The following is a 238-nucleotide window of genomic DNA, read 5'->3' on the forward strand; positions in this document are numbered from 1 at the left end:
CGCTTGTCGGCCAAGAAGTCGTCCTTGGCCATCCCTTCCACGAAGCTGCGCGCATCGGTTGCGGCCTGCTGAATGTGGTCGAGGTAATCGGGCAGGCGGTTCTCGCTCATATCGGTTGCGCCTCCGCGAGCACCTTGGCCCGGAACTTCGGCGGCAGGTCGCCGGGAGTCAGCAGATCGACGTCAACGCCGAGCAGCGATTTCAGTTCTTCTTCCAAATCGCCCAAGTCCAACAACGT

The 238-nt window shown here is 61.3% G+C and carries 1 protein-coding gene; it reads right to left on the bottom strand.

Annotated elements, in window-relative coordinates:
* Window positions 1-106: 106 nt before the first annotated feature.
* On the bottom strand, window positions 107-238 hold a 132-nt coding region (locus RVY79_RS21450; protein ID WP_411161787.1), incomplete at its 5' end, for a nucleotidyltransferase family protein.

The organism is Chromohalobacter sp. HP20-39 (assembly GCF_033052815.1).
Taxonomy (GTDB): Bacteria; Pseudomonadota; Gammaproteobacteria; order Pseudomonadales; family Halomonadaceae; genus Chromohalobacter.